The organism is Desulfosporosinus fructosivorans, from assembly GCF_004766045.1.
Taxonomy (GTDB): Bacteria; Bacillota; Desulfitobacteriia; order Desulfitobacteriales; family Desulfitobacteriaceae; genus Desulfosporosinus; species Desulfosporosinus fructosivorans.
The window spans coordinates 150,384-167,687 of record NZ_SPQQ01000009.1 but is presented as its reverse complement, the minus strand read 5'-3'; the positions used below and the strand labels follow the sequence as shown (position 1 = coordinate 167,687).

Below are 17,304 nucleotides of genomic sequence, written 5' to 3'. Positions count from 1 at the left end.
TTGATATTATTATCGGTTAACTCCATTTCCCGCTTGTTTCAGAAACAATTTATTTCCGAAGCCAATAATGAAAGAAAAAGAAAAAGAAAAAGAAAAAGAAAAAGAAAAAGAAAAAGAAAAAGAAGAAGAAGAAGAAGAAGAAGAAGAAGAAGAAGAAGAAGAAGAAGAAGCTACAGCTGCTAAATCCCAGTTTCTTGCCAATATTAGTCATGAAATCAGAACACCCATGAATGGAATTATCGGATTTATAGATCTTCTCTTCTCGATATGCTTCAAAATAGAAAATAACTTGTCTATATAATATTAATTTAGTATAATATTATATGAATAAAAGTGTGTTGTTTTACATTATATTGGCAAAGAAGCCTTTAGGGGAAGTCTAACAAAATCGTTGACTTTTCTAGAGGCTTTTATTTTTTTACTTAGTTTAAGCTGGAGGCGTTTTCTAATGCATACTTTAATGGATTGCGATTTAAAAATACCAGAAATTATTGATATAAATGATATTATAAGGAACAAAAAGCTTACAGTTTACTTTCAGCCAGTTGTATCTGTAAGTAGAAAAATGGTGAGTGGAGTAGAGGGATTGATTCGAGGTATGAACACGTCTACAAATCAGATCATTTCGCCAATAACGTTGTTTGATGTTGCTCAGAATGCAGGATTAACATTAGAACTTGACAGGGTTTGCAGGGAGAAGGTTATTGAAGCCTTTAGTTATTTATATCAACAGAACAATGATAAACTATTGTTTCTGAATATCGATGCTTCTATATTAGATAAGGTAGAAGGTTCGAATTATTTAACAAACCAAGTTAAGACTTATGAAATAAACCCAAGGAATATTGTAATTGAAATTAACGAAACAAAGGTTCAAGATAATACAGCATTAAAGAGATTTACTGATACATACCGAAAATGTGGGTTTATGGTGGCACTAGACGATGTAGGCACTGGATTTTCCAATATGGACAGAATATTACTTGTAAAACCTGATATTATAAAAATTGATATTTCTCTCGTTAGAAATATTCAGAATGATTATTATAAACAGGGCGTTTTTAAATCCTTGGTGAATATGTCCAATAAGATTGGAGCTCTTGTTATTGCAGAAGGTGTTGAAACAGAGGAAGAGGCTATCCAAATACTGAGACTCGGCGGACATATGATACAGGGATATTACTTTTCAAAGCCACTAGAAGTTTACAACGAATCAGACATCTTCTCCAATAATAAAATAGAAATGATAAGCAAGAGTTTTAATCAATACATGAAAAAACAAATCAGAGAAGAGAGACAGAAGAATAAACAACTGAATTTGATAGTTAATAATTCAATTAAAGAGCTTGTTAGGGAATCCTGTCAGGAATTTGATAATAAGCTTCTGGAAATTATTTGGGCTAATAAGATTATCGAATGTGCATACATCCTTGACGAATGTGGTGTTCAGTTAAGTAATACGATGCGTTTCTACGATGAAAATGAGATTAAAGAAAATCTGTTTTTTTATTCAGCGAGGATGGGGACCGATCATTCAATGGAAAAATACTATTACCCTTTGATATTTGCAAAACTGAACAAATATATTACTGAACCCTATGTTTCACTTGCTACAGGCAATCTTTGTGTAACTATTTCCAAAATTTTTACAAATATAGATTGTAAAAAGTATATATTATGCATGGACTTCAATACGAGCGATGATACTTATACGCTTGAGTTGATGAATGATCTAACTAAAGCAGATTTTATCCTAAATATAAAGGGTAAGTCAATTAGCGAGATTAATCAAATGATTAATAAAATGAATGAAGCTATTATTACAGACAGTTTAACAAATACATATAATAAACGTTATATTGAAGAAAGACTTCAGGTAGATATTTTTAATGCGTCCAATCAAAATCAACCAATATCGGCTATTATGGCTGATCTTGATCATTTTAAAAAAGTAAATGATACTTATGGACATTTGGCAGGGGATCATGTATTAAAAGAATTTGTTAAGATTGCAAAACACAATATCAGAAGAAGTATAGATTGGATTGCAAGATATGGTGGAGAAGAATTCTTAATAGTACTTCTTAATGCAGATGAGAGTGTAGCGAGGAAGGTTGCTGAGGGAATTAGAAAAGCTATCGAAAAAGCAAAAATACAATATAATAAAGAGCATATTAATATTACAGCTAGCTTTGGAACGTACACTTTAAATTCTGAAAAAATGACTTATGAACAGTTGATTGACCGTGCAGATAAGAATCTTTATCTGGCAAAGAACAGTGGGAGAAATAAGACAATAAGTTAAAGAATCCGTTGTTCGAGTTGCCGCACGCGTGCTCTCATACTATTTGAGAACTTACTTGACCAAAATTGATACAATCCCATACCGAAGCAGTCACTGATATTGCGTCTTCATTTAAATTTGTCTTCAGACTGGTCTATTCATATGCCCTAGCGAAGTATTATTTGCTGGGGCGTATAATATTTACCGTAAAAAATAATGGGGACCGCTAAAAGGCTATAACAGTTATATTAATCATCTTTTTATATTGACTATTCAATTAATAATTAGTATAATAACAAATAAGAAATAATCCTATTATATTGATATCCGTACTTTAGAGAGAGGAAAGAGAGGGGAATGAATATTACATGACTGAACTTATCTTATCCAGATTACAATTTGCAGTGATCACATCTTATCATTTCTTGTTCGTGCCATTAACACTGGGGCTATCAGTTTTAGTTGCGATGATGGAGACTTGGTATGTACGGACGGGAAATGAAACTTACAAAAAAATGACTAAGTTTTGGGGGAAATTATTCCTAATTAACTTTGCCATGGGGGTAGTGACTGGTATTGTCCAAGAATTTCAATTCGGAATGAACTGGTCTGAATACTCTAGGTTTGTCGGGGATATCTTTGGAGCACCCTTGGCAATTGAGGCCTTATTAGCCTTCTTTTTAGAGTCTACATTTTTAGGTTTATGGATTTTTGGGTGGGATAAACTTTCTAAGAAAGTTCATCTAATGACTATTTGGCTTGTAGCAATCGCCTCAAATCTTTCGGCACTTTGGATTTTGATTGCTAACTCGTTTATGCAAGAACCGGTCGGATATGTTTTGCGTAATGGCCGAGCGGAGATGGTCGATTTTCTGGCCTTAATTACTAATCCTCATGTTTTCTATCAATATCCGCATACCGTTCTCAGTGGATTTGTAACGGCTGCGTTCTTTGTCATGGGAATTAGTGCTTACCATTTACTTAAAAGGAACCATCTGGACGTTTTTCGTCGATCGTTTTACATGGCAGTCATTTTCGGGTTAATCAGTGCCTTGGGAGTTGCAGGAGTAGGGCACTTACAAGCAATGCATCTGGTTGAAGCACAGCCCATGAAGATGGCTGCCGCTGAAGCTCATTGGGAAACGGAAAATCCAGCTGGGTTATCGTTAATTGCTTCTATTGATGAAACGGGACAGAAAAATAACTTTGAGATTAAAATTCCTGGCCTGTTAAGCTTCCTTTCCTTCAATCGTTTTACAGGGGAAGTTAAAGGAATTCATGAACTTCAGGCTGCGGCAGTCGAGCAATATGGGCCAGGTAACTATGTACCACAGGTAACCTCATTATTTTGGAGTTTTCGGATTATGTTGGGGGCTGGAATGTGGCTAATCTTGATTCCAATCGTCGGACTTTACTTCTATAAGACGAATCGCTTAGAACAAAAACCTTGGTTTTTAAAATTGGTACTATGGACGATTCCCGTACCCTATATCGCGAATACTGTGGGTTGGTATATGGCTGAAGTCGGACGGATGCCTTGGATTGTTTATGGCATACAAAAAGTAGAGGCAGGTCTATCCACCTCAGTTTCCGCACTATCCATACTGATCACCTTTGTCGGCTTTACTCTGATTTATGGAGTTTTGGCGGTAGTGGACGTTTACCTCTTGCTGAAGTTCATTAAACAGGGTCCGGAAGAGGTTAGCGTGGATGAAGCGCCGAAAAGTGGAATAAAGGGGGCGTCGTTATGGACTTAAATATCCTCTGGTTCATACTCATCACAGTTTTGTTTATCGGATTCTTTTTTCTAGAAGGATTTGATTTTGGAGTAGGTATTCTGCTTCCCTTTTTAGGGAAAAACGATATTGAACGTCGTGTGATAATCAACACTATCGGACCTCACTGGGATGGGAATGAGGTTTGGTTGATTACAGCCGGTGGAGCCATGTTTGCGGCTTTTCCTAATTGGTACGCGACATTGTTTAGTGGCTTCTATCTCGCCTTGTTTCTAATATTATTCGCTATAATTATCCGTGGCGTTGCCTTTGAATTTCGTAGCAGTGACAACAGCCCACAATGGCGAGCAACTTTTGATTGGATGATCTTCACTGGTAGCATCCTGTCCGCTATCCTATGGGGAGTCGCTATGACGAATATAGTAAAAGGTGTTCCTATTGACGCCAAAATGCAATACGTTGGAACCTTTTTTACCCTGCTTAATCCTTACGCTATTGTTGGCGGCCTAACCACACTCTTCGTTTTTATGTTTCACGGTGCCTTGTTCCTCAGCCTGAAAACCACTGGCGAAATTGCTGCGCGGGCCTCGAAAGTTGCCCAGTTCATCGGTCTAGTGGCTATTCCTGTAGTGCTATTGATGGCGGGATTGACTTATTTCCAAACGGATCTCTTTGATAATCTTGGGGCAGGTATTACTTTGCTGCTATCAGGGGTAACCCTTGTAGTTGCCTGTATTTTGATACGTTCTCATAAAGCAGGCTGGGCTTTTATCGCGAATGGTGTCACCCTCCTCCTGTTCACAGTCGCTTTGTTCTGGGGACTCTTTCCACGAGTCATGGTTTCCAGCCTGAATCCAGAGTGGAGTCTAACCATCTGGAATGCTTCATCCAGCCCATACACTCTAAAGATTATGACAATCATCGCTCTCACTATGGTACCAATTGTTCTTTTGTACCAGGGCTGGACCTATTGGGTCTTTCGTAAACGTGTTACAGCAAAAGACCTTCACTATTAAGTGGTATCCTTTTAGAATAAGGGGGCAAGATACGTCTTGCTCCTTTATTTTCGCTTATTTTTTTGCGTTTATGGACGAAGTGGGATTAGTTTATGACCTAAACAGGACGGTTGGAGTTTGAGCACTTCAATTGATAGCTAGGTATCGGGATAGTCTAATACGCGCTTTAGCGTCATACGCAAAAAGCCCACAAGAGTCCCCCTACCGACTCAAATGTGGGTGATCACAGAAGGCAAGTAGAGGACCGTCCCCAAACTTGCACAAATGTGCTAATAAACTGATGACCTAGGAGATGACATATTTGTTCGATAAGCGGTTAGTTCGAGAGGGGAGGCCCGTTTGGGGATATCTGTTGCTCACGGTCGGGATGGGCATTGGCATCGCTTTACTGGCTGTCGCCCAAGCTTGGTATTTATCTCGTGTCATTGCGGGGGTCTTCCTAGAAGGAGCTACCCTTAGTTCAGTCTGGGAATCTTTAATTATAATTCTTGTGATCATTATGCTAAGGGCAATTTTTCAATGGGTAAGTGAAATTAGCGCTCACGAAGCAGCCTCCCGCATAAAGTTGAGTCTGCGCAAGCGTTTAATGAGCCATATTCTATCATTAGGGCCGGTGTATGCGCGGGGGGAAAGGACTGGAGAGTTAATCACAACGGTGGTGGATGGGATTGAATCACTCGAGGAATACTTTTCCAAATACCTGCCCCAATTGCTTCTTGCAGTAGGAATACCTCTTATCGTTCTAGGATTTGTTTTCCCTTTAGATTGGAAATCAGGGATCATTCTTCTCCTGACAGGGCCACTCATTCCCGTCTTTATGATTTTGATTGGAAAGTTAGCTGAGAAAAAATCCCTTCATCAGTTTCAAAGTCTGAGCTGGATGAGTGCCCATTTCTTAGATGTTTTGCAGGGGATGACAACGCTTAAAGTATTTGGCCGGGCTAAAGACCAAACACGAGTGATTGCGAGAGTCAGTGATTCGTTTCGTAAAGCCACGCTAGGTGTTTTGAGGATTGCTTTTTTATCGGCACTAGTGTTAGAATTTTTAGCTACGATTAGTACAGCCTTAATAGCAGTAACCATCGGGTTGAGGTTAGTCTATGGAACTCTCTCTTTCTCTTCTGGGTTGTTTCTCTTGCTTCTTGCCCCCGAATTTTACACTCCCTTAAGAACCCTTGGTCTGAATTTCCACGCAGGGATGTCAGGCGTAAATTCGGCAGAGAGGATCTTTGAGATTTTGGATCAGCCTTTGGTGAGTGATGGGGAAGACGATCAGGTGTTAGCCTCTGATTATTGTATTTCCTTTCAAAACGTCAGCTTGAATTATCAAGGGGGAGAGCCGCCGGCTTTAAACGGAATTAACTTATCCCTAAAATCTGGCGATAAAATTGCTCTTGTAGGCCCAAGTGGAGCGGGTAAAACTTCAATTGCTGAGCTTCTTCTTCGTTTTATCGAGCCTTCCGAGGGGGAGATATTCATCAACCAAGGCTTACTTAAGGCGATTTCGCAAGAGAATTGGCGGAAACAGATTGCCTATGTTCCTCAGACCCCTTATCTTTTTGTAGGGAGCATTGCGGAAAATATACAATTCGGTCGACCTTCCGCTACGATGGAAGAGGTCAAGAGTGCAGCCCATGAGGCTTTCGCCGATGAATTTGTTATAAATTTACCAGACGGGTATGACACGATCCTCGGAGAAGGAGGAACACGCTTAAGCGGCGGACAGGCTCAAAGGATTGCGATCGCCAGGGCTTTCCTAAAGGATGCCCCCTTGCTTATTATGGATGAGGCGACGTCTGGCTTGGATCTGGAGAGTGAAAATATTGTTCAACTGGCCCTGAAACGACTCATGAAGGGAAAGACTGCCTTAATCATCGCTCATCGATTGAGTACGGTTCGTCAAGCGGATCGCATCCTCGTGCTAGAGCAGGGGCAAATCATTGAACAGGGAAAGCATGAGGAACTGATGAAAGAGCAGGGGCTTTATTACCGATTAGTGACAGAATATCGAGGTGACTCTTTATGAAGAGCATGACATGGTTAACCCGCTTGATGTTACCTTATTGGCGACATATTATTCTGGCTTTGATATTGAGTGCGCTTACAATAACGAGTCACATTGGCTTAATGGTGACGTCGGCTTATCTCTTGGCGCGAGCTGCCCTTCATCCGCCAGTACTCGATTTAATGGTAACTATCGTCGGTGTTCGCTTTTTTGGAATTTCCCGAGCGGTCTTTCGCTACTTAGAGCGCTATGTGTCCCATGACGTGACGTTTCGAGTATTAAGCCAAATTCGCGTTAAGTTTTATCAAGGAATAGAACCGCTAGCCCCAGCTCGGTTGCTAAACTTCCGAAGTGGGGATTTGCTGAGCCGGATTGTGGCAGATGTAGAAATTCAACAAAATCTTTTCTTGCGAGTTTTCGCGCCGCCATTCGTCGCTTTATTGGTCCTCTTAGGATATGGTCTTTTTTTAGCTCGTTATGATACACGGTTTTCCGTTATTCTTGCCGTTTGTTTTTTAGTTGGTGGGCTCGGGATACCCTGGGCTATAAAAGGTCTGAGTCGTGGGGTTGGGCGCCAGTTGGTCGACTTAAAAGCCGAGTTGAATACACAGGTTGCCGATACCCTCTTGGGGATTACGGAATTAGTGGCCTATGGTCGAGTTCAAGCATATTTAGATGAAATTCAGCGAACAGATAAGGAATTGCTGGGTCAACAACGACGAATCGCTCGGCTTTCTGGGCTCTCTTCCGCTCTGATGGGGTTGATTGCCAATCTTGGACTATGGCTTGTTCTCGTACTTGGAATAATGCTCGTGGAAAATGGGAAATTGAGTGGGGTAAACTTAGGAATGTTAGCTTTGGGGACGTTCAGCAGCTTTGAAGCGCTGTTTCCCTTAGCTCTTGTCCCCCACCATCTGGAAAAAAACCGTGCGGCTGCGGATCGTTTGCTGGAGTTGATCGAGGCTGAACCCGCTGTAAAAAACAATGAGACATTGTCTCCCAAACCGGATGGACTAGATCTAGTCTTTACTGATCTGTGCTTTAGGTATGAACGAGACGAACCTTGGGCTCTAAATCATCTGTCATTTCGGATTCCAAAGCAAGGTAAGGTGGCGATCGTCGGTCCGAGTGGGGCTGGTAAAACCAGCGTGGTCAATCTTCTTCTGCGCTTTTGGGAATATGACGAGGGACGGATTGACTTGGGTGGGCATTCGTTACGCGAATATACCCAGGAGGATGTTCGGTGCTTTATTGGAGTTCTAACTCAACGAACACATCTCTTTAACGCAACCATTCGAGAAAATCTCCTTTTAGCAAAACCAGAGGGTACGGAGGAAGAATTAATTCAAGCGTCTCAGCAGGCTAAGCTCCATGATTTCATCCTGACGTTGCCCCAAGGTTATGATAGTTATGTCGGAGAAGGTGGATTTCAGCTATCGGGGGGACAGAGGCAGCGTTTGGCAATTGCCCGAGTCCTTTTAAAAAATGCGCCGATCTTAATACTTGATGAAGCCATGGCGGGGCTTGATCCTTTGACCGAGCGGGCGGTCATGGATGAAGTCTACCAACTGATGGAAGGGCGTACCACCCTAGTTATAACGCATCGCTTGATCGGCTTAGAGAAAATGGATGAAATTCTTGTACTCGACCATGGGCAGATCGTTGAACGGGGAAATCACGAGGAATTGCTTCGACAAGAAGGGCTCTATCATAAGATGTGGGTAACCGGAGCGGGTATTTGATTAACTCCTACTCTGGAAGGCGCCTGTGCCCACCTGATATTAGTGAACTCGTTTAACTAGTTAAATATCAAGACCTCAGAGCGAACAGGGAACTCCCATTTGTTTAGAACGGGGACTCTCACGATCGTATCAAAAAAGTGGCTGAAATCTTTCTATTTACGGAATGATTTTCAGCCACTTAATTTAGTTTGAGCTCACGCTAGTCTTCGTTCTCCGTCCCTGACTCCAGGAGGGATTCGGCTTCATGAGCCGGTAGGGTCTGAACATTTTTTAGCTTACGTGCTATAGTTCGAGACTTCCTAGTTGCAGTTTCGATGGTGTTACTGGCTTCTTGAAGTTTTTTCTGCGTTTTCTCTAGGACCTCCACAAACTTGCCAAATTCTGTTTTTACGGCACTAAGTAAGGTCCATACTTCGCTAGAACGCTTTTCTATAGCTAGGGTTCTGAACCCCATTTGAAGGCTGTTAAGAAGAGCTGCAAGAGTGGTCGGACCGGTAATGACAACTTTGTACTCTCGTTGGAGGATTTCGCAAAGGCCGGGGCGCCGTAATACCTCCGCATACAATCCTTCAACTGGTAAGAAAAGAATACCAAAATCCGTAGTATTTGGGGGATCGATATATTTGTCTCGAATGGTTTTAGCCTCTAGTTTGATGCAATTTTCCAGGGATTTACCAAGTTCTTCAATGCGTGGGAGGTTGGCCTGATCCTGGGCTTCAATTAGGCGTTCATAATCTTCCATCGGGAATTTAGCATCAATTGGGAGCCAAATGATACTGTCCTGACCGTCCCGTGCTGGGAGTTTAATGGCAAATTCTACTCGGTCGTTGCTCCCAGCTTTGGTTACGACATTCGTGGCATATTGTTCTGGGGTTAAGATTTGTTCTAGTAAATTTCCCAGTTGAATTTCTCCCCAAATCCCTCGGGTTTTAACATTGGTGAGAACTTTTTTTAAGTCACCAACACCGGAAGCTAGGGTTTGCATTTCTCCAAGCCCTTTGTGCACAGCCTCTAAGCGTTCACTTACTAACTTAAAGGATTCGCCTAAGCGTTGCTCAAGAGTTGCGCTGAGCTTTTCGTCTACGGTTGCCCGCATTTGATCGAGTTTCTTCCCATTATCTTGTTGAATGAGGAGAAGTCGTTCTTCCACTGTTTTGCGTAACTGTTCTAATTTTTGATCATTCGTTTTGGTAAGAGAGCCCAATTGGGTTGCGAAAATGTCTAATTGATTTCGTTGTAGGTTGGCAATTTCCGCCATACGTGCGAGAATGGATTCGTTAAAGGAATGGACAGATTGATTAAGCTCTTCGCGAACTTGACGAGCGTTCGAATTAGATTCCTCTCGATTCTTAGAGATTTCGCCGTTGACAAGTCGTTCATTGCGTTCAAGATTTTTCTCTAAAGAAACGAACTTACTCTCGAACTGAATAAACGGTGCTTGTGACGAGCGGGTCAATAAGATAATAAGTAAAATGAGGACAATGAGGACAAGAATGATTAATCCGATCAGTAACTGTGCTGTCATAAAAATGCCTCCTGCTATGAAGTGTGTTATTCGTTAACACTTTATCACACTGGGGAGACAAACTTGTGTTTTGGAATTAAATCTTTCCGTTATTTCTGTTATTAATTAGACCTTAAAGTTTATACTCGAAGAGTATTATCCTATAAACTGGATGAACACTCCTCTACATATTGTCGAACATTGGCTAGTATATAAATATTATGTTGTAATAAGAAATTTATGGAGGTATTTTTGGAATTAAAAGAGAACTTAATGTAGAGTTTAGTATGAGAGGTTTTTCTGGAATCGCAACTCGCATTTGATTAAATATTGGAGGATAATATGAAAAAATTTAAGATAAATCTCACTAGTCTAATTATTGCAGCGTTAATCTTCGGTTTAGGAGGTTTATCCTTTATTGCCTATATTAAAACGAGAGATGTTTTAAATACTAACTTAGAAAAACAGATATCCTCGCTGACCTTATCTTCGAGTGCTGAAGTCGGCTTGTGGCTATTAGCTCATAAAAAGGAAATGGAGGTCAGGGCCAGTACCCCACTTGTTGAAAGTGGGGATAAGAACGCCATCATTTTGTATTTGAGCAAAGAAACTAGGCGTAATAAAGACTTTGAGCAATTTTTTATAGCGGACAACTTGGGGGATGCTTTTACAGATTCTGGACAGATTGGTAGCGTTGCTAACCTCGATTACTTCAAGACGGTCATGGCTACGGGCATGTCAGTGATTTCAGACCCCTTGATATCAGGGAGAGGTGGCAACCAAGTTATTGTAGCTGCGGCTCCGATTATGAAAGATAATAAGGTTATCGGACTGATAGGTGGCAATATTAACCTGGAAGAACTTGTCAAGATTGTAACGTCGAAAAAGGTCGGAGAGATTGGCAACGCTTTTATTGTTCAACAAGATGGTCTGATTATTACTCATCCGGATCAAAAATTAATCATGACGTACAATCTACTTAAAGATGATAATGGCTCACCGAATTTTAGAGACGCTGTCCAAAAAATGATTCAAGGGGAAACTGGGTTTACTAAGTATTCTTTTCAAGGTAAAAATGAATATATAGCGTATGTTCCTGTGCCAGGTGTCGAATGGTCGATGGGAGTAACTGTGCCCGTGGCATATGTTGCCAATCAACTTCGTTACCTGCCGATCTCTTTTATAGTGACGACCGTATTCTTTGGCTCTATTTTGGCCTATTTCTTGAGTCGATGGCTAGTCAGCCCTCTTACTGATCTTGAAAAATTTGTCACAGAACTTAATGACAATTTACAAAAGAAAGTGGATGATTATCAACTTAATAGCCCGGTAATTGAAGTGAAATCTCTAGCAACTAACTTTCGGAAGATGGTGGCTGCTCTTCAGGAAACCTTTGAAGAACTGGAAAGCTCGAAAGGGAACCTTAAGGACGAGATTTTTGAGAGAGCTATGATTCAAGTTGATTTGGAGAGAAGTTACGAAGAACTTGGAGCATCCGAGGAAGAATTGAGGGGCAACTACGAAAAACTTCAATCACAAGAAAAATTACTAAGGGAATCCGAGCGCCGATTCCGATCATTGCTTGAAAATGTTCAACTCATTACTGAGATTATTGATAGGGATGGTCGCCTAATTTTTATTAATGACTTTGCATTGGAATTAACTGGATACAAAAAGGAGGAAGTGTTAGGCCAAAGCTATGTTGAGATTTTTATTCCGGATGATATAAAAGAAAATGTAACCAATTGGTTTAGAGAGTCATTAAGCAACAAAACAATTATTATTTATGATTTAGACACTCCCATACGAACTAAAAACGGAGAAATACGATTTGTTAATTGGAACCATACCCTCCTATTCGATTCTGAGGATAATGTCTCTGGGGTTGCCAGTATTGGAGAAGATATTACAGAGCGCAAACAATTTCAAGAAAGACTCAAGCATATGAGTTTCCATGACTCCTTAACCGGCCTTTACAACCGGACCTATTTTGAAGAAGAGTTGCGTCTTTTTGATGAGGATGTTTACGCTCCAGTTGGAATGATTGTATGTGACGTAGATGGATTAAAACTAGTTAACGATATTCTTGGACACAGCACCGGAGATGAATTAATTACAATAACGGCGGGTATTATCAAAAAGTGTTTTCGTGAAGAGGACAAGGTGTGTAGGATTGGTGGTGATGAGTTTGCAATTATTTTGCCAAAAAGTGAATTGTCGTTAGTAAATCATGCCAGTCATAGAGTTCGGAAGGCTGTTGAGAGGTACAACCTAGAAAATGAGGAGTTTCCCCTTAGCTTATCTGTGGGATTTGCTGTGAGCGGGAAAAGAAAAGACAATATTCGTAATGTGTTTAAAGAAGCGGATAATAACATGTACCAAGAAAAACTGCATCGCAGTAAAAGCAGTCGTAGTGCTATCGTGAAGTCTCTTATGAAAGCACTTGAGGCCAGAGATTTTATCACAGAAGGGCATGCAGAACGATTACAAGACTTAGTGATTTCACTTGGAGTTGTCCTTGGCCTTGCGGATCCAGTCCTTGCCAATCTACGCCTTTTCGCACAATTTCATGACATCGGCAAAGTAGGAATACCAGATCGCATACTCTTCAAACCGGGACGTCTAACAGATAAGGAATTCAAGGAGATGAAGCGACATTGTGAGATCGGCCATCGAATTGCTAAATCCGCTCCTGACCTACAGAGTATTGCCGATTACATATTAAAACACCATGAGTGGTGGAACGGTGAAGGGTATCCCCAAGGACTTAAGGAAGAAAGCATTCCTTTGGAGTGCCGTATTTTAGCAATTGCTGATGCATATGATGCTATGACAAGCGATCGTCCTTATCGGAAAGCCATGAGCCCAAAACAAGCCTTCGCCGAATTGAACAAAAATAGTGGTAGCCAATTTGACCCGAAGCTAGTCCCTATATTTATAGAAGTTAATAATTCCGATCAATTGTCGATTCATTGAAACTGCTTTCTGGCTGAGGTAAAATAATAGAAATAGACACTCGGTAGGGTGTTCTTCGGACTTGATGCAGGTTATTTTGCTTTTAGTAGCAGAAGAATATTTAAAGTCGGCAGTTTCCCTACACCAATTCGCATGTCAATGAGCTCATTGCTCTCAGGTGCTAATAGCATTGACTTAATCGATTTCCCATGTTAGATTTATAATAAATCATATATCGTCACGGGCAGGGGAGCTGGAAAGGCTGGCTGAGATTTAGACCCTATGAGGTCTAAGACCCTTTTAACCTGATCTGGATAATGCCAGCGTAGGTAAGCAGTTTTACTCTTTTATGAAGTTAAAGAGCATAAACCCTATTCTGAGGGTTTATGCTCTTTTTAGAACTTTTCTCTACATATGGGAAGACACAATTGTTGCATCAAATTTATAGGAGGTCACCATGAAAAAGGTACTTACCATAGCTGGTTCTGACTGTAGTGGTGGAGCTGGGATTCAAGCCGATTTGAAAACTTTTTCGGCTCACGGAGTCTATGGAATGAGCGTGATTACAGCAGTCACCGCTCAAAATACCCAAGGAGTATTTGCCGTAGAGGATATATCCAGAGATGTCATAGCCAAACAAATCGAGGCAATTTTCGACGATATTGAGGTCGACGGATTAAAAATCGGAATGGTTTCCCAAGTTCAAACCATTGAGGTGATCGCAGAAAAATTGAGACACTATTCACCCGAAACTGTCGTACTTGACCCCGTGATGGTATCGAAGAGCGGATATCATCTGCTAAACCCAGAGGCTGAAGCAACTCTGATTAAGGATTTGCTGCCCCTGGCTATGATCGTTACCCCTAATATTCCTGAGGCAGAGGTTATGACCAATATGTCTATTAACACACTCAAGCAAATGGAAGACTCCGCTAAGGCGATTTATCAAATGGGAGCAAAGAATGTATTTCTCAAGGGTGGTCACCTAGAGAATGAAGCGACGGACATCCTCTATGATGGACAGGAATTTAGTTATTATTCTTCACCCCGGATTGCAACTAAGAACACACACGGGACGGGTTGTACTTTATCGTCTGCAATCACTGCTAATCTAGCTCTAGGATACACACTTCATCAAGCCGTCGTACGAGCCAAAGAGTACATTACAATTGCCATCGAGCATTCTTTATCAATCGGTAAAGGCGTCGGACCAACTCATCACTTTTATACTCTATACAAGAAGGCGGGATTAATTAAGTGAGCATATCTTCAAAGAATAACTTAAGCATGTTTAACTATACAACCCTTTGGTTTGGCGCAGCGATATCCGTGGCAGAGATTTTAGCCGGCGGACTACTGGCCCCCCTAGGCTTTAAGATGGGGCTTTTAGCGATCCTTCTGGGACACTTAGTGGGGACAACTCTACTGGTGTTGGGAGGAGTGATCGGAACCACGGAGAGGATACCTGCCCTGGTGTCCACGAGAATCTCTTTCGGTGTATACGGTTCTTATGTATTTTCCGTCTTAAATGTTTTGCAGCTACTGGGTTGGACTGCAGTGATGATCATAGTAGGTGCACGCTCGGTTAATGAAATTACTAAAACACTGTGGTCCTTTGATCATCTGACGGTTTGGAGCCTAATCATAGGAGCCCTCATTATGGTTTGGGTTTGGCTGGGAAAAGATAGCGGATGGAAAAAGGCCAACCACATTGCCGTCATCTTATTGTTCTTATTGACGATTGTCTTAAGTGTTATCATTTTCCGCAACCACGAGTTGTTCAGTAAATTAGGTACCGGAGATATGTCGTTCGGCTTAGGTTTAGAGTTAGCAGTGGTCATGCCCTTATCTTGGTTACCTTTGATTTCTGACTATACCCGATTTGCTAAGACGAAGCGAGGTGGGGCTGGGGGCAGCTGGCTGGGCTACTTCTTCGGTAGCAGTTGGATGTACATTATTGGCTTGGGTGCGGCGATCATTGCTTCGAATCCTGACCCCTCAGCAATGTTGCTGGCTGCAAATCTTGGTATTGTAGCACTAGGAATTATCGTCTTGGCCACAGTAACAACGACCTTTCTCGATGCTAATTCAGCTGGTGTAACCTTATTAAATATCTTCCCAAAATTAAACGAAAAAATAGTTGCCATAGTAATGACAGCAATAGGAACAGGACTTGCAATCCTCGTAAATATTGAAGAATACGAGAGCTTTCTCTATCTAATTGGTTCAGTTTTTGCACCTCTGTTTGCCATCCTGTTGACAGATTATTTCCTATTAAATAATAAAAAGATACAGGCAGACCTCTTGGTAAACTGGGGAACACTTGCCCTCTGTGCATTAGGAACATTCTTATATTACCAGTTTATCGATTTAAATTTTGTTCTGGGCGCTACCATTCCGGTTATGCTAATAATTAGCATAATACATTTAATAACTTGGAGGGTGACTGTCAAATGGAAATACGTGAGAAAATTTTAGCAAACCTAAGTGCTGTCAAAGAAAAAAGTCCCTTGATTCACCATATCACCAACTATGTTACAGTTAATGATTGTGCAAATATTGTCCTAGCCCTTGGAGGCTCACCTGTCATGGCGGATGATCTAGAAGAGGTAGCGGAAATGGTTGGTTTTGCATCTGCCCTCGTCCTTAATATTGGTACTCTCAATTCCCGAACCATCGAAAGCATGCTGGTCGCAGGATTGCGAGCGAAAGAGTTGGGGATCCCTGTGATTCTAGATCCAGTAGGGGTAGGAGCAACAAAGCTGCGAACCAATACTGCCGAAAAATTAATTAGGGAGTTAAAACCTGAGGTAGTTCGAGGTAATATGTCCGAAATTATGGTTCTGGCCGGCCAAAATGTAGCGATCAAGGGAGTGGACTCGATTGCTGACGAACAAGGAAGCTCATTCATTGCCAAACGATTTGCCTCTGAGTTAAGTTGCGTCATAGCCATTACAGGAAAAACGGACGTCGTATCAGATGGACGTCAAGTCTGTCTACTCGATAATGGACACCGGATTTTAGCAGACGTTACGGGTACAGGGTGCATGACGACTTCCCTGGTGGGAACCTTTTGTGGCGTAACGAAAGATTACTTTACCGCATCAATTGCTGGAATCATAAGTATGGGCATGGCGGGAGAAATTGCTCAGGCTACGCTACGCCATGGAGAAGGGATTGGAACGTTTAGAGCCAGGTTGTTGGATAGTATTTACAATTTGACCCCGGAGATTCTAGCGAGAGATGGAAAGATTAGTTATGAGTGAAGCCAAGGTGGATTATACTCTCTATTTGGTAACGGATCGAGAACTACTCGGAGAGCGGGTTTTAGAGGACTGTATAGAACTAGCAATTCAGGGCGGGGTAACCTTAGTTCAACTTCGAGAAAAATCTTTATCTACCTTGAAATTCTTACAGTTAGCTATAAGAGTAAAAGAGATAACCTCTCATTATCATATTCCCTTGATTATTAATGACCGCTTAGACATTGTACTGGCGGCCGATGCCGACGGACTACATGTCGGGCAAGATGATCTCCCCATGCTGAAAGCAAGGGAACTGTTTCCTAATAAAATTATTGGAGTCTCAGCTAGTACTTTGGAGGAAGCCCTATTAGCCCAACAACAAGGCGCGGATTATTTAGGGGTTGGAGCTGTTTTTAGAACAACAACTAAATCCGATGCTCCGGAGGTCAGTCTCGATCAATTAGCACTCATTAAAAGATCGGTATCCATTCCTGTTGTAGCGATCGGCGGAATTAATAGGACGAACCTGCAGCAAGTTATGGAAACTGGCGTTGACGGAGTTTCCGTCGTATCTGCCATTTTGGCTCAGGAAAATATTCTGAAGTCCACAAAAATGTTACGAGAAATCTTAAGAAAATAAACAGTGTTAGATATTATTGTAGCCCCTAACTAATAAGTAGCCACATTTACTTAGATTGTGGCTACTTATTGTGGTGCCTTTCTTGTCGCAGTTTCTAGGGTGAGTTATACTAGAAGAGTGAACTTGTTCAACTAAAATGGAACATCGAGACTTCGGTGACGAAAGTTTCCGGTGGAT

11 protein-coding genes, 1 pseudogene and 1 riboswitch are annotated in these 17,304 nt (G+C 41.3%); of the genes and pseudogenes, 11 read left to right on the top strand and 1 reads right to left on the bottom strand.

All coding sequences use genetic code 11. The features are described from left to right. Positions 1 to 169 precede the first annotated feature (169 nt). The 6 genes and pseudogenes from E4K67_RS31620 to cydC form a co-directional block, all read left to right on the top strand. Positions 170 to 256, top strand: a pseudogene (locus E4K67_RS31620) (histidine kinase dimerization/phospho-acceptor domain-containing protein); the annotation flags it as partial. A gap of 192 nt (positions 257 to 448) precedes the next feature. Then, positions 449 to 2,305, top strand: coding sequence for a bifunctional diguanylate cyclase/phosphodiesterase (locus tag E4K67_RS21845; protein ID WP_135550606.1), 1,857 nt, complete (start codon positions 449 to 451; stop codon positions 2,303 to 2,305). Positions 2,306 to 2,652: 347 nt separating this feature from the next. Continuing rightward, complete coding sequence (locus tag E4K67_RS21840; protein WP_135550604.1) at positions 2,653 to 4,041, top strand: cytochrome ubiquinol oxidase subunit I; 1,389 nt, start codon at positions 2,653 to 2,655, stop codon at positions 4,039 to 4,041. After that, positions 4,032 to 5,036 (top strand): cytochrome d ubiquinol oxidase subunit II, encoded by a 1,005-nt coding sequence (cydB, locus tag E4K67_RS21835; protein ID WP_135550602.1) that lies wholly within the window; start codon positions 4,032 to 4,034, stop codon positions 5,034 to 5,036. The genes E4K67_RS21840 and cydB overlap by 10 nt, the downstream gene beginning before the upstream one ends. Positions 5,037 to 5,337: 301 nt before the next feature. Then, the gene (gene cydD, locus E4K67_RS21830) at positions 5,338 to 7,062 is read left to right on the top strand and encodes a thiol reductant ABC exporter subunit CydD (protein ID WP_135550600.1); all 1,725 of its coding nucleotides are present in this window, start codon (positions 5,338 to 5,340) and stop codon (positions 7,060 to 7,062) included. Continuing rightward, complete coding sequence (gene cydC, locus E4K67_RS21825) at positions 7,059 to 8,783, top strand: thiol reductant ABC exporter subunit CydC (protein WP_135550598.1); 1,725 nt, start codon at positions 7,059 to 7,061, stop codon at positions 8,781 to 8,783. The genes cydD and cydC overlap by 4 nt, the downstream gene beginning before the upstream one ends. A 199-nt stretch (positions 8,784 to 8,982) precedes the next feature. On the opposite strand, the gene E4K67_RS21820 is transcribed toward cydC, so the two are convergent. Continuing rightward, positions 8,983 to 10,308: a DNA recombination protein RmuC gene (locus tag E4K67_RS21820; protein WP_135550596.1), complete on the bottom strand. Its 1,326-nt coding sequence runs from the start codon at positions 10,306 to 10,308 to the stop codon at positions 8,983 to 8,985. A 321-nt stretch (positions 10,309 to 10,629) separates the two neighbouring features. Between E4K67_RS21820 and E4K67_RS21815 the strand changes: the two genes are divergently transcribed. From E4K67_RS21815 to thiE, 5 genes are all read left to right on the top strand, one after another. Then, positions 10,630 to 13,263, top strand: a complete 2,634-nt coding sequence (locus E4K67_RS21815; RefSeq protein ID WP_135550594.1) for an HD domain-containing phosphohydrolase — start codon at positions 10,630 to 10,632, stop codon at positions 13,261 to 13,263. Between the two features lie 215 nt (positions 13,264 to 13,478). Further along, positions 13,479 to 13,591: riboswitch (TPP riboswitch) on the top strand. 108 nt (positions 13,592 to 13,699) lie between these two features. After that, the gene (gene thiD, locus E4K67_RS21810) at positions 13,700 to 14,503 is read left to right on the top strand and encodes a bifunctional hydroxymethylpyrimidine kinase/phosphomethylpyrimidine kinase (RefSeq protein WP_135550592.1); all 804 of its coding nucleotides are present in this window, start codon (positions 13,700 to 13,702) and stop codon (positions 14,501 to 14,503) included. Continuing rightward, complete coding sequence (gene cytX, locus E4K67_RS21805; RefSeq protein WP_135550590.1) at positions 14,500 to 15,720, top strand: putative hydroxymethylpyrimidine transporter CytX; 1,221 nt, start codon at positions 14,500 to 14,502, stop codon at positions 15,718 to 15,720. Before thiD ends, cytX begins: the two co-directional genes overlap by 4 nt. After that, entirely contained in the window at positions 15,696 to 16,508 is an 813-nt protein-coding gene (gene thiM, locus E4K67_RS21800; protein ID WP_135550588.1) for a hydroxyethylthiazole kinase, read from the top strand. The genes cytX and thiM overlap by 25 nt, the downstream gene beginning before the upstream one ends. Beyond that, complete coding sequence (thiE, locus tag E4K67_RS21795; protein WP_135550700.1) at positions 16,501 to 17,127, top strand: thiamine phosphate synthase; 627 nt, start codon at positions 16,501 to 16,503, stop codon at positions 17,125 to 17,127. The genes thiM and thiE overlap by 8 nt, the downstream gene beginning before the upstream one ends. Positions 17,128 to 17,304: the final 177 nt, after the last annotated feature.